This is a genomic window from Pantoea sp. alder81 (assembly GCF_020179835.1).
Taxonomy (GTDB): Bacteria; Pseudomonadota; Gammaproteobacteria; order Enterobacterales; family Enterobacteriaceae; genus Pantoea.
This window is the reverse complement of record NZ_JAIUDA010000008.1, coordinates 230567-243689: the sequence shown is the minus strand read 5'-3', so window position 1 is coordinate 243689 and position 13123 is coordinate 230567. Positions and strand designations below refer to the sequence as shown.

Sequence of the window (13123 nt, the reverse complement as noted above, 5' to 3'; positions counted from 1 at the left end):
GATAGGTTCCGGTTATTCAGCGAGCGGGGCGCTGTCGCCGGGCTGCGGCAGGGCAATCGCCAGCGGTTGGCCAAGACGGGTTTTGCTCTCAGCTTCGAGACTTTCCGCCAGCTTCACGCGGCCCGGTGCGAACAGGTTAATCACCGTTGAACCGAGTTTGAAACGGCCCATCTCCTGACCTTTCAGCAGCACAACGGCACCGTCATGATCCGCTGATGGATAACGCCAGCGTTTGATCACGCCTTCGCGTGGTGGCGTAATGGTGCCCGCCCACACGGTTTCGATGCTGCCAACAATGGTCGCACCCACCAGAATCTGCACCATCGGGCCATGATCGGTATCGAAGACGCAGATCACACGCTCATTGCGTGCAAACAGGTTCGGGATGTTACGTGCTGTCAGCGGGTTGACGGAGTAAAGATCGCCCGGCACATAAATCATTTCGCGCAGAATGCCGTTACAAGGCATATGTACGCGGTGGTAATCGCGCGGGGCAAGATAGGTGGTGATGAATTCACCATCGACAAATTTTTCCGCCAGATCGTCGTTACCGGCCAGCAAGGCTTGCAATGAATAGTAATGGCCTTTCGCCTGGAAGATCTGATCGCCTTCGATATGGCCTAACTGGCTCACTGCACCATCAGCAGGCAGCGCCAGCAGGGTCGCATCGGGATCAATTGGACGCGCACCCTCTTTTAAAGGACGTACGAAGAAGTCATTGAAAGTGCGATAGCTACCGGTATGGGGTTTGCTGGCTTCCGCCATATCCACTTTGTAGTACCAGACAAACATGTCGATGACCGCTTTGGTCAGCCAGCCACCGCGACGACTGGCGCCCCAGCCAGCAAGTTCGGTCAGCCCTTTTTTAGGCAGAATATGATTCAGGCCGAGTTTAAAACGATCAAACACCGTTGCCTCCTGGCTTAATTACGCTTGGTTTACACAAAAGGGGGCGGATTGTAGCAGCGCCCCGGTCAGTTGGCGAATGTGCCGTTGTACCCGTTAATCTTCGCTGGCGGAAAAGTTTTTACGCGTTTTTACCTGCGCCATACTCTCCAGAATCCGGTGGTAGTTATCGAAGCGCGAGCGATTAATCGTCCCTTCCTCTACCGCTTCGCGAATGGCACAGCCGGGATCGGTATCATGCTTGCAGTCGCGGAATCGGCAACCGCCGAGAAACTCACGGAATTCGACAAATCCGCGGGTGATTTGTTCCGGCTCCAGATGCCATAAACCGAATTCACGTACGCCTGGAGAATCGATCACATCGCCGCCGTGCGGGAAGTGATAGAGGCGTGAAGCGGTGGTGGTGTGCTGGCCGAGACCCGAATTATCCGACACATCATTAGTCAGAATCTCATCGCCTGCCAAATCCAGTCCCAACAGGTTGTTCAGCAAACTGGATTTACCCACGCCAGATTGACCGGCAAAAATGCTCACGCGATCGGTTAAGGCCTGCTCCAATTCTGCCAGGCCATCTTTGGCGCGGCTTGAAACCATCAACACGCGATAGCCAATTTTGCGATAGATATCCATCTGCTTGTCGACAAATGCACGCGCCTCTTTGTCGAGCAGATCGGTTTTATTCAGCACCAGCAACGGTTCGACCCCGAGGGTCTCGCTGGCCACCAGATAACGATCGATAATATTCAGCGACAGCTCCGGCAGGATCGCCGACACAATAATGATCTGATCGATATTGGCCGCGATAGGTTTCACGCCGTCATAGAAATCCGGACGGGTCAGCACCGTTTTACGATCGTGAACCGCTTCCACGATACCTTTACCGCCGCCAATGGCCGCACGCCACAGCACACGGTCGCCGGTGACCAGCGAGCGGATGGTGCGGCGGATATTACATCGGTGCACTTCGCCCACGCCATCTTCCACGTCTGCGTGCATGCCGAAGCGACTGATCACGACGCCTTCGCTCACTTCTCCAAACAGGTTGTCATCCGGTTCCGGCTTTTCGTTCCGTTGCTGCAGACGACGCTGATGGTTAGCGCTTACGCGACGTTGTTGACCCTTCGACAGTTTATTTTTGCTCACGCATCCTCTCACGGCTTTCGCCAGGCTTCGCCCCGCTGGGCAAAACGTCTATGATACACCTGAAACGAGTGTAATGACGACTTTGGCAACAGGCGGGAAACGCATGACAGCTGGAAATGAAAATAATCTGATTTGGATCGACCTGGAAATGACCGGATTGGATCCGGAGCAGGATCGCATTATTGAGATCGCCACGATCGTCACCGATGCCAATCTTAACATCCTGGCAGAAGGCCCGGTGTTCGCTGTACATCAGTCTGATGATCAGCTGGCATTGATGGATGAGTGGAATGTGCGCACGCACACGAATAGCGGTCTGGTGGAGCGCGTTAAGGCTAGCCAGTATGGCGATCGTGAAGCGGAGCTGGCGACGATTGAGTTCTTGAAACAGTGGGTACCTGCGAATACTTCGCCGATCTGCGGCAACAGCATTGGGCAGGATCGCCGTTTCTTATTCAAATACATGCCGGAGCTGGAAGCCTATTTCCATTACCGTTATCTGGATGTCAGCACGCTGAAAGAACTGGCGCGTCGCTGGAAACCCGATATCCTGCCAGGCTTCAAAAAAGCGGGGAGCCACCAGGCGCTGGATGATATCCGCGAGTCCGTTGCCGAGTTGGCGTACTATCGCGAACACTTCTTGCAGCTTTAATCGGCTAAGGGTGCGCAGGAAATCATCAGGTTGCTGATTAAAGCAGCAAACGCACTGAAAGCGCAAAATTTTGCTTTTAGACTCTTGCGACTGAAAGGATTTCTCGTATAATGCGCACCCCGTACCGGTGAAGAATTTACAACGGTGCGCAGCAGTAACACGAAGTTCCAGAATCAAGTATTTCGGTTTGCGGCAAGGCAGCAACTGAACGAATTACAGAGAGCTTACGTCAGTAAGTGACCTGTGTGAGTGAAGGAAGCTAACGCAGCAGCAAATTGAAAGACGAAGATTATGCGGGAATAGCTCAGTTGGTAGAGCACGACCTTGCCAAGGTCGGGGTCGCGAGTTCGAGTCTCGTTTCCCGCTCCAAACTTCGTTAGCAGTAACCTCTTTGCGGGAATAGCTCAGTTGGTAGAGCACGACCTTGCCAAGGTCGGGGTCGCGAGTTCGAGTCTCGTTTCCCGCTCCAAAATCTGTTTTAGTTAGTAGTAACCTCTTTGCGGGAATAGCTCAGTTGGTAGAGCACGACCTTGCCAAGGTCGGGGTCGCGAGTTCGAGTCTCGTTTCCCGCTCCAGATTTTCATATTCACTAATGTTATTTGCCCTCGGACGTAATCAGACTTAAAACTGCTGCAGTCTTAATCGATCTCATGCGGCCTGGTTTTCTTTCTGTTAATTTTGCGTTCCTTGTTAGCACCAATGATGCCTGTAGTCTGTTGCAGTTATCTTACAGGTTATCCACAATGCGCCTGCAACGTGCTGACGGCGTTTTACCCTATCTGCAAAACTGTTTTGAACAGAGTTATCCACAAGCTCTGGACAAGCCCCTGCGCGCTATATTCTACTTAAATGTTTACAGTAATCATTTAACTCATTGATTTTTAATGCCTTAAAGGTATTTCAGTCTGTGAATAGTCTTGCTAGACGATATAATGATCCCCGTCACTATTCGGCTCTATAATTTTATTCACAGCATGTGGAAAAGGATTTTATCCTGCGCGATTGGTTAATCACGCATCACGTGCCAGGCCTTTCTCGACGGCGCGCACTAAGCGCTGTTTCTTCGCGGGCTGAACATCCACGCCCTGTGCCGCACGCCTCTCTAATTGCTGCGCGATGGCCCAATCAATATGCTCATCCAGCATGGCGTGTTCACCGCTGCGCATTTGCAACGTCACCAGATTTTCTTCTGCCCAGGGCGCATTGCCCAATGCCACCGCGATATTCCTCAGCCAGCGCAGGTGACCGATACGTCGAATCGCAGAGCCTTCAGTGACGCGCAAGAACTTCGCTTCGTCCCACTTAAAAAGATCCACTAACGGCGGAGCATGCAGCACCGCACGCGGCGAGAAATCATCTTCATCTGTTAACTGACCATAACGATTCCACGGGCAGATAAGCTGGCAATCGTCACAGCCGTAGATGCGATTGCCAATCAGCGGACGGAACTCTTCAGGGATCGCGCCTTCCAATTCGATGGTGAGATAGGAAATACAGCGCCGCGCATCGACCACATAGGGTTCGACAATGGCGGAGGTGGGGCAAATGGTAATGCAAGCGACGCAGCGGCCGCACTGTTCCTCTTGCGGTTGATCGACCGGCAGCGGTAAATCAATCAACAGCTCGCCAAGAAAGAACCAGGAACCCGCCTCGCGGTTGAGAATAAGCGAGTGTTTACCGGTCCAGCCCAATCCTGCTTTGGCGGCAATCGGGCGTTCCAGAATCGGTGCAGAATCCACAAACGGGCGGAAATTGAGTTCACCGCAATGGGCCTGAATCATTTCTCCAAGCTTTTTCAGGCGATTGCGCAATACTTTGTGATAATCGCGGCCCAGCGCATAACGGCTGACATAGCCCAACTGTGGATTTTTTAAGGTGCTGGCAAACGCCGCTTTGGCCGGAAGGTAGTTCATGCGCACGCTGATCACGCGCAGTGTGCCGGGCAGGAGTTCATGCGGACGCGCACGCATCATGCCGTGGCGCGCCATCCAGTCCATCTCTCCGTGATACTGCTTCTCCAGCCAGTCCTGTAATTTGGGCTCTTCAGCGCTAAGATCGGTATCGCAAATACCAACCTGCTGAAAGCCGAGTTCGCGCCCCCACTGTTTAATTTGGTGGGCAAGCTGTTGAAGATCGAGAGGGTATGACATGAGAAACCAGGCAATTGAAGCAAACCCGCGCAGTTTACCACACTCTGTCTGGCCTGCGCAGGCGATAGGGCAACTGGAGCGCGATGCGGCGGATAGCCTGGGCTTGACCTTGTATGAATTGATGCTGCGCGCGGGGCAGGCGAGCTATGAGCGGGTGCGGGCGCAATGGCCTCAGGCGCAGCATTGGCTGATTCTGTGCGGGCACGGTAATAACGGGGGCGATGGCTATGTGGTGGCGCGACTGGCGCAGGCTGCGGGGCTAAATGTGACGTTGCTGGCGTGTAACGGCAACAGGCCGCTGCCGGAGGAAGCGCAGCAGGCGCAAGAAGCCTGGCTGGCGGCGGGGGGCGTAATTCATGCACCAGATGCGCCATGGCCGGAAAAGAGTGATGTGATCATCGATGCATTGCTGGGCACCGGCATCAATCGTGCGCCCGCCGCGCCTTACGCTGAGCTGATTGAGCTGGCCAACGCGCATGCTGCACCGATATTCGCGATAGATATTCCTTCGGGATTGGATGCCGCCACCGGCACCACGCCAGGCAATGCCATCATCGCGGATGACACCCTTAGCATGATTGTGCTGAAACCGGGGCTGTTAACCGGCAAAGCTCGCGATTACGTGGGTCGTTTGCATTGTGATGCGTTAGGGCTAGGTGCCTTCCTCGCGGGTGAAACGGCCGCCATCCAACGCTACGATGCGGCTGATCTTACGCATTGGTTGAAACCACGCAAAGCCACCTCGCATAAAGGCGATCATGGACGTTTAGTGGTGGTGGGAGGGGATACCGGCACTGCCGGGGCGATCCGAATGACGGCGGAAGCGGCGCTGCGCAGTGGCGCTGGGCTTGTGCGTGTGCTCACGCATGAAGATAATATCGGTCCGATTCTGACAGCCCGGCCGGAGCTCATGGTCGACAAGCTGAGTGAAGAAACGCTGGAACAGGCCCTGCAATGGGCGGACGTGATCGCTATCGGACCTGGGCTGGGACAACGTGATTGGGCTCAGAAGGCACTGAAAAAAGTCGCGGCCAGTGAAAAGCCGATGCTTTGGGATGCTGATGCGCTTAACCTGCTGGCAATCAAGCCGGATTACCGTCAGAATCGCATCATTACACCCCATCCTGGCGAGGCCGCACGGCTATTGGGCGTTAAGACCAGTGAGATCGAGTGCGATCGCTTACATGCGGCGCAAACTCTTGCCAAACGCTACGGCGGTGTGGTGGTGCTAAAAGGTGCGGGCACGATGATTGCCAGCGCGGCGGGTGACATCGCGATTGCCGATGTAGGCAATGCGGGCATGGCATCCGGCGGCATGGGCGATGTACTGAGCGGTATCATTGCGGCCATGCTGGGCCAGAAACTGACTTTACTTGAGGCAGCCTGCGCGGGCTGTGTCGCACACGGTGCAGCGGCAGATGCGGTTGCCCGGCAGCGTGGCACGCGCGGTATGTTAGCCACTGATTTGTTCGAACTGCTTTGGCAGTTTGTTAATCCAGAGATGATTCAACAATAAAGCATGAAGACCTGTGTTATCCCTTTGCCCGATGAGGCGGCAACCCTGAATCTGGGTGCGCAACTGGCCCGCGTTTGCAGCAGCGCGTTGGTTATCTATCTTTATGGCGATCTCGGCGCCGGTAAAACCACCTTTAGCCGTGGTTTTTTGCAAGCGCTTGGCCATCAGGGTAATGTCAAAAGCCCAACCTATACGCTGGTAGAGCCGTACGAACTTGGCTCACGTACGCTTTATCACTTCGATCTCTATCGCCTGGCCGATCCCGAAGAGCTTGAGTTTATGGGGATCCGTGACTACTTCAGCGGGGATGCATTGTGTCTGGTCGAATGGCCGCAACAGGGCGCCGGTGTGTTACCCGAACCCGACCTGGCTTTGACGTTGCGTTATGTGGACGCGGCGCGAGAAGCGGAGATCAGCGCAGTATCTGCGGTGGGTGAAACGCTGCTGGCACAATTCCAGCAAGGCAGGGAATCGGCATGACTTCATGGATGAAAGGAGTTCTGCTGGCTGCGCTCTGCATGGTTTCGGCTTCGGCGTTATCTGCCACTTTGTCAGACATCAAAGTGGATAACGGTGACAGCCAGGCAACCGTCACGCTGAGCTTTAACGGCCAGCCGGTGTATGGTTTCTTCCCATTGCACAACCCCAATCGCGTGGTGCTGGATATCCGCCAAAGCGGTGCGATCAAGGGCTTACCGCTGAACTTTAGCGGCGAGAATATCGTGCAACGTATCCGTAATAGCCAGCCGAAAGACAAACAGAGTATTCGTCTGGTGTTCGAACTGACGCAGGCGGCGCACACGCGTGCGACCACTCAGCGTGACGGCAATCAGTATCGCGTGGTGTTTACCATTCGTGGTACGCAACCGGTAAAACGCAGTACGGCTGCTGCACCGGTGACCACTGCCCGCCAAAGCGAAAGTGCGGCTAACCCGTTTAACGGCAATCCGGTGACCGCCGTCACCAGTAGCAATACCACGGTACGTCCGGGTGGCGCGGTTTCCCGTAATGATACGGTGATTGTGGCGATTGATGCCGGTCACGGCGGTCAGGATCCCGGTGCATCTGGCCAACACGGTTTGCACGAGAAGAACGTCACCATTGCCATTGCGCGTAAACTGAAAGCGCTGATGGATCAGGATCCGATGTTTAAACCGGTGCTGACGCGTAACGGCGACTACTTTATTTCGGTGATGGGCCGTTCCGAAGTGGCGCGTAAAGAGAATGCCAATTTACTGGTATCGATTCACGCTGACGCTGCACCTAACCATTCGGCGACGGGTGCATCGGTTTGGGTGTTGTCGAACCGCCGCGCCAATAACGAAATGGCGAATTGGCTGGAACAGAAAGAGAAGCAGTCAGAATTGTTGGGCGGTGCGGGTGATTTGCTGGCAAACAGTCAGGCGGACCCTTACCTGAGTCAGGCGGTGTTGGATCTGCAGTTCGGCCATTCGCAGCGCGTTGGCTATGACGTTGCAGTGAAAGTATTGCAGCAGCTGCGCGGAATCACGCCACTGCATAAACGTTTACCGGAACACGCCAGTCTGGGCGTGTTGCGTTCACCGGATATCCCTTCTTTACTGGTTGAGACTGGCTTTATCAGTAACGCAGCGGAGGAGCGGCTGCTCGGCAGCAGCGCGTATCAGGAGAAGATTGCTCAGTCGATTTATAAAGGTCTGCGTAATTATTTCCTCGCGCATCCGCTGCAATCGCTCCCAAAGGAGGAAAACCGGCCGCTGGAGAGCGCACCAGCGGTTAGCGTTGCCAGCAACCCGGCAACTGGTACCGTGCAATACACTGGCGCCACGCAGCGGCATACGGTCACGCGCGGTGAGACCTTGTCAGGGATTGCCGAGAAATATGGCGTCAGCATGGCAACCTTGCGTGACCTCAATAGCCTGAAGCGCGATGTGGTGTGGGTAGGGCAGCGCCTGAAGGTCCCGGCGAAATCAGGCGTCAGCGTGACTGCCGCGAGTCGCCCCGCGCGACACAAAGTGGTTCGCGGTGACTCGCTCACCGGCATTGCCGCCCATTATGGTGTGAGCCCCAAAGCCATCATGCAGGCGAATAATATGAAGTCGAGCAACGTGATGCTGGGGCAAAACTTAAAGATTCCACAATCCTGATTGCTGGCGCTGCGGCGCCAGTCCTTTTAAAGGATCACCACCATGCCAATACAGATTTTACCGCCGCAGCTGGCGAACCAGATTGCCGCAGGCGAAGTGGTTGAGCGTCCGGCATCGGTCGTAAAAGAGCTGGTGGAAAACAGTCTTGATGCCGGCGCGACGCGCATTGACGTTGATATCGAAAAGGGTGGCGCGAAATTAATCCGCATCCGCGACAACGGCTGTGGCATCGACAAATCCGAACTGGCCATGGCGCTGGCTCGCCATGCCACCAGTAAAATTGCCTCGCTGGATGATCTTGAGGCGATTATGAGCCTCGGTTTTCGCGGCGAAGCCCTCGCCAGTATCAGTTCAGTTTCACGTCTCACGCTAACCTCTCGCACTGTAGATCAAACTGAAGCCTGGCAGGCCTATGCGGAGGGGCGTGATATGGATGTCACGGTGAAACCCGCTGCGCATCCTGTCGGGACGTCGCTGGAAGTGCTCGATCTGTTTTACAACACGCCGGCGCGACGCAAGTTTATGCGCACTGAGAAAACCGAATTTACCCATATCGATGAAGTGATTCGCCGCATCGCGCTGGCGCGCTTTGACGTGGCGATTTCGCTGACCCACAACGGCAAGATGATTCGCCAGTATCGCGCGGTGGATCAGGAAGCCCAGCGTGAACGCCGACTGGGCGCCATCTGTGGCACCACCTTTATGCAGCATGCACTGCGCATTGACTGGCAGCATGACGATTTGGCGTTACGTGGATGGGTGGCCGATCCCGCCGGGTCACGCCAGGTGACGGATCTGCAATATTGCTACGTCAATGGCCGCATGATGCGTGACAAGCTAATCAACCATGCGATTCGGCAAGCGTACCAGACGCAGTTGGGTGAAGATCAGCAACCCGCTTATGTGCTGTATCTGGAGATCGATCCGCACCAGGTTGATGTCAACGTTCATCCCGCCAAGCACGAAGTCCGTTTTCACCAGTCACGCCTGGTGCATGATTTCATCTGGCAGGGCGTCATGAGCGCTTTGCAGGCGAGTCGTGCTGCTGAGTTACCTGGCACACATGCGGAAGAGCCTGCGCCAAAGTGGCAGCCAGAGAACCGACAGGCAGCAGGAGCGAATCATTTTGCGCAGCCTGCCAGCACATCATGCAGTAGCGGCGTTGCGGCGGCGAGTGGCGCACAAGCCAACTGGCAGAGTAAAGAGCCGGTCTATCGCGCACGTGAAGGTGCCGCCTACCAGCAGCTAATGAAAACGCCTGTGGCCGAAACTCTTCGCGCCACCACGCCACAACCAGCCCCCGTGCGTCAGCCTGAAACACCAGAAGCCCCGTTGGCTGCACATGCGCAAAGTTTTGGCCGCGTGCTGAGTGTGATGCATGAGCAATATGCGCTGCTGGAACGTGGTCATCAATTACAGTTGTTGTCACTGAGTGTGGCCTCACGCTGGCTGAAACAGGCCCAGTTACAACCGGGAGAAGAAGGCCTGAAACCTCAACCTTTACTGATCCCGGTACGGCTGAAAATTGCCAAAGAAGAGTTGAATGTGATTGATGCCCAGAGCGCGTTACTTGGGCTGATGGGCATTGATTTACAACGAGAAGGTCAGCACGCCACCCTGCGCGCTGTCCCTTTACCGTTACGCACACAAAATTTACAAATCTTGATTCCAGACCTGTTAGGCTATCTGGCCCGGCAGCAAGAGGTTTCTGCATCGGCGCTGGCCCAATGGCTGGCACGTCGTGATGATGCAGAAAACGCTCACTGGAATCACTCGCAGGCGATTGCACTGCTGGCAGAGCTTGAAAGGCTTTGTCCGCATCTGCTCAAGTCGCCGCCTTCAGGTCTGTTACAGACCATTGAGATTGAGAGCGCGATTAACGCGTTGAAGCATGAGTGAACTAAACCAGGCTAGCCGGCCAAAGGCAATTTTTTTGATGGGGCCTACCGCCTCCGGTAAGACGGCATTAGCGATTTCGCTGCGTCAGCAACTTCCGGTGGAACTTATCAGCGTTGACTCTGCCTTAATCTATCGCGGGATGGATATTGGCACGGCGAAACCGTCGGCAGAGGAGTTAGCACTGGCGCCCCATCGTTTGCTAGACATTCGCGACCCAGCGGAAGCTTATTCTGCTGCAGAGTTTCGTCGCGATGCGCTAGCGGAAATGGCGGAGATTACCCAGAAGGGTAAGATTCCGTTGCTTGTTGGTGGAACCATGCTCTACTTCAAGGCGTTACTTGAAGGATTGTCGCCGTTGCCCTCGGCCGATCCCGAGGTGCGTCAGCAGATAGAGCAAATGGCGGCGGAGAAAGGGTGGGATGCCTTACACCGCCAGCTGTGTGAAATCGATCCGGTCGCCGGTAGTCGTATTCATCCGAATGATCCGCAGAGACTTTCGCGAGCACTGGAAGTTTTTTTTATTTCGGGTAAAACTTTAACGGAACTGACAAAAACGTCCGGCGAAGCGTTACCCTACGACGTGTACCAGTTTGCTATCGCTCCGGCGAGTCGTGAACTGATACATCAACGCATTGCGTTGCGTTACGACCAGATGCTAGCGTCAGGATTTGAAGCGGAGGCTCGTGAACTGTTTGCACGAGGTGATTTGCATACGGATATGCCTTCCATTCGTTGTGTAGGTTATCGCCAGATGTGGTCTTATCTTTCTGGTGAAATCGATTACGACGAAATGGTTTATCGGGGAATTTGCGCCACCCGGCAGCTCGCTAAACGCCAGATGACCTGGTTACGTGGCTGGCCCAACGTTCACTGGTTAGACAGTGACGAGCCAGAATTAGCCCGTAATGCGGTGCTTCAGGTAGTTAGTGCGTAGCAGGGACGATTGTGTACAATTGGTCTGTTATCGTGCGCAAATTTTTACGCAGTTTTTCTGAACCACGGTTCTTAAAGTAACAAACAACAAGCATATAAGGAAAAGATAGAATGGCTAAGGGGCAATCATTACAAGACCCGTTTTTGAACGCATTGCGTCGTGAACGTGTACCGGTTTCGATCTATTTGGTGAATGGTATTAAGCTGCAAGGGCAAATTGAATCCTTTGATCAGTTCGTCATTCTGTTGAAAAACACGGTTAGCCAGATGGTGTATAAGCACGCCATCTCTACAGTGGTTCCTTCTCGTCCGGTTTCACACCATAGCAATAACCCGGGCGGTAGCGGTGGCAGCAGCAATTACCACCATAGCGGAAGCAACCAGGGCGCTCAGTCGCAGCCACAACAAGACGGCGATAACGCAGAATAATTTTGCGCTGCCGTAAAGCCAGGGCTGGGGAGCGAAAACGTTTTCCCGTCCTGGTTATTTTATTTTAGCGAGGTTATAGCTTGTTTGACCGTTATGATGCCGGTGAGCAGGCCGTACTGGTACACATCTGGTTCTCCCAAGACAAAGAGCTGGAAGATTTGCAGGAGTTCGAAACTCTTGTCTCTTCTGCGGGCGTCGAAGCGCTGCAAGTGATTACTGGCAGCCGTAAAGCGCCACATCCCAAATATTTTGTCGGTGAAGGAAAGGCAGTTGAAATTGCCGATGCGGTGAAAGCGAGTGGAGCATCGGTCGTGTTATTCGATCATGCCTTATCGCCTGCCCAAGAACGTAATCTCGAGCGAGTGTGTGAATGTCGCGTGGTCGACCGCACTGGCTTAATTCTCGATATTTTTGCTCAGCGCGCCCGTACCCATGAGGGTAAATTACAGGTCGAGCTGGCACAGTTGCGCCATATGGCAACCCGTTTGGTGCGTGGATGGACGCACCTTGAACGCCAAAAAGGCGGCATCGGTTTGCGTGGCCCAGGTGAAACGCAGCTGGAAACGGACCGCCGTTTACTGCGTAACCGCATTAGCCTCATCCTTTCCCGCCTTGAGCGTGTGGAGAAGCAGCGCGAACAGGGCCGACAAGCACGCGCCAAAGCCGATGTGCCTACCGTTTCGCTGGTGGGATACACCAACGCCGGCAAATCTACCCTGTTCAATGCGGTGACCTCAGCCAATGTGTATGCGGCTGATCAGCTGTTTGCGACTCTCGATCCTACTTTGCGTCGCCTGAATGTGGCAGACGTGGGGGACGTGGTATTAGCGGATACCGTAGGTTTTATCCGCCACCTACCGCATGACTTAGTCGCGGCTTTTAAAGCCACACTGCAGGAAACACGTCAGGCGACGCTATTACTGCACGTGATTGACGCCGCCGATTTGCGCGTCAATGACAACATCGAAGCCGTCAATGAAGTATTGGCAGAAATCGAATCGGATGAAATTCCCACGCTGTTGATTATGAACAAAATCGACATGCTGGAAGGTTTTGTGCCGCGTATTGATCGTGATGAAGAGAATAAGCCGACGCGCGTCTGGCTTTCTGCTCAGAGCGGTGAAGGTCTACCCTTACTTTGGCAGGCGTTGTCTGAACGCTTAGCCGGTGAAATTGCGCAGTATGATTTACGTCTGCCGCCGGAAGCGGGCCGTTTGCGCAGCCGCTTCTATCAGCTGCAGGCGATTGAGAAAGAATGGAATGAAGATGATGGTTCTGTGGGTATGCATGTGCGAATGCCGATCGTTGACTGGCGTCGTTTGTGCAAACAGGAACCCTCGTTAGCCAGTTATATTGTTTGATATTGCCC

11 protein-coding genes and 3 tRNA genes are annotated in these 13123 nt (G+C 54.4%); 11 read left to right on the top strand and 3 right to left on the bottom strand.

Annotation, left to right across the window (positions count from 1 at the left end):
* Positions 1–12: 12 nt before the first annotated feature.
* Together asd and rsgA are read right to left on the bottom strand one after the other, a co-directional pair.
* Entirely contained in the window at positions 13–909 is an 897-nt protein-coding gene (gene asd, locus LBW88_RS20550) for an archaetidylserine decarboxylase (protein WP_224934001.1), read from the bottom strand.
* 93 nt (positions 910–1002) lie between these two features.
* Positions 1003–2049 carry a small ribosomal subunit biogenesis GTPase RsgA gene (gene rsgA, locus LBW88_RS20545; RefSeq protein WP_224934000.1) on the bottom strand — a complete coding sequence of 349 codons (1047 nt, stop codon included), beginning with the start codon at positions 2047–2049 and terminating at the stop codon, positions 1003–1005.
* 103 nt (positions 2050–2152) lie between these two features.
* Between rsgA and orn the strand changes: the two genes are divergently transcribed.
* The 4 genes from orn (at position 2153) to LBW88_RS20525 (ending at position 3276) form a co-directional block, all read left to right on the top strand.
* The gene (gene orn / locus LBW88_RS20540) at positions 2153–2701 is read left to right on the top strand and encodes an oligoribonuclease (RefSeq protein ID WP_224933999.1); all 549 of its coding nucleotides are present in this window, start codon (positions 2153–2155) and stop codon (positions 2699–2701) included.
* Between the two features lie 293 nt (positions 2702–2994).
* Positions 2995–3070: transfer RNA gene (locus tag LBW88_RS20535), tRNA-Gly, on the top strand.
* 24 nt (positions 3071–3094) lie between these two features.
* Positions 3095–3170 (top strand) — tRNA-Gly (locus LBW88_RS20530).
* 30 nt (positions 3171–3200) lie between these two features.
* Positions 3201–3276: transfer RNA gene (locus LBW88_RS20525), tRNA-Gly, on the top strand.
* Positions 3277–3711: 435 nt separating this feature from the next.
* On the opposite strand, the gene queG is transcribed toward LBW88_RS20525, so the two are convergent.
* Positions 3712–4851 (bottom strand): tRNA epoxyqueuosine(34) reductase QueG, encoded by a 1140-nt coding sequence (gene queG / locus LBW88_RS20520; RefSeq protein WP_224933998.1) that lies wholly within the window; start codon positions 4849–4851, stop codon positions 3712–3714.
* Here queG and nnr point away from each other — a divergent pair.
* From nnr to hflX, 7 genes are all read left to right on the top strand, one after another.
* Positions 4850–6367 carry a bifunctional ADP-dependent NAD(P)H-hydrate dehydratase/NAD(P)H-hydrate epimerase gene (nnr, locus tag LBW88_RS20515; protein ID WP_224933997.1) on the top strand — a complete coding sequence of 506 codons (1518 nt, stop codon included), beginning with the start codon at positions 4850–4852 and terminating at the stop codon, positions 6365–6367. The genes queG and nnr overlap by 2 nt on opposite strands.
* Positions 6368–6370: 3 nt before the next feature.
* Positions 6371–6847 carry a tRNA (adenosine(37)-N6)-threonylcarbamoyltransferase complex ATPase subunit type 1 TsaE gene (gene tsaE, locus LBW88_RS20510; RefSeq protein WP_034829377.1) on the top strand — a complete coding sequence of 159 codons (477 nt, stop codon included), beginning with the start codon at positions 6371–6373 and terminating at the stop codon, positions 6845–6847.
* Positions 6844–8493 (top strand): N-acetylmuramoyl-L-alanine amidase AmiB, encoded by a 1650-nt coding sequence (gene amiB, locus LBW88_RS20505; protein ID WP_224933996.1) that lies wholly within the window; start codon positions 6844–6846, stop codon positions 8491–8493. The genes tsaE and amiB overlap by 4 nt, the downstream gene beginning before the upstream one ends.
* 42 nt (positions 8494–8535) lie before the next feature.
* On the top strand, positions 8536–10392 hold the full coding sequence (gene mutL, locus LBW88_RS20500; RefSeq protein WP_224933995.1) for a DNA mismatch repair endonuclease MutL: 1857 nt from the start codon (positions 8536–8538) through the stop codon (positions 10390–10392).
* Positions 10385–11326 carry a tRNA (adenosine(37)-N6)-dimethylallyltransferase MiaA gene (miaA, locus tag LBW88_RS20495; protein ID WP_224933994.1) on the top strand — a complete coding sequence of 314 codons (942 nt, stop codon included), beginning with the start codon at positions 10385–10387 and terminating at the stop codon, positions 11324–11326. Before mutL ends, miaA begins: the two co-directional genes overlap by 8 nt.
* Before the next feature lie 110 nt (positions 11327–11436).
* Positions 11437–11754, top strand: a complete 318-nt coding sequence (hfq, locus tag LBW88_RS20490; protein ID WP_034829366.1) for an RNA chaperone Hfq — start codon at positions 11437–11439, stop codon at positions 11752–11754.
* Between the two features lie 80 nt (positions 11755–11834).
* Positions 11835–13115 (top strand): ribosome rescue GTPase HflX, encoded by a 1281-nt coding sequence (gene hflX, locus LBW88_RS20485; RefSeq protein ID WP_224933993.1) that lies wholly within the window; start codon positions 11835–11837, stop codon positions 13113–13115.
* Positions 13116–13123: the final 8 nt, after the last annotated feature.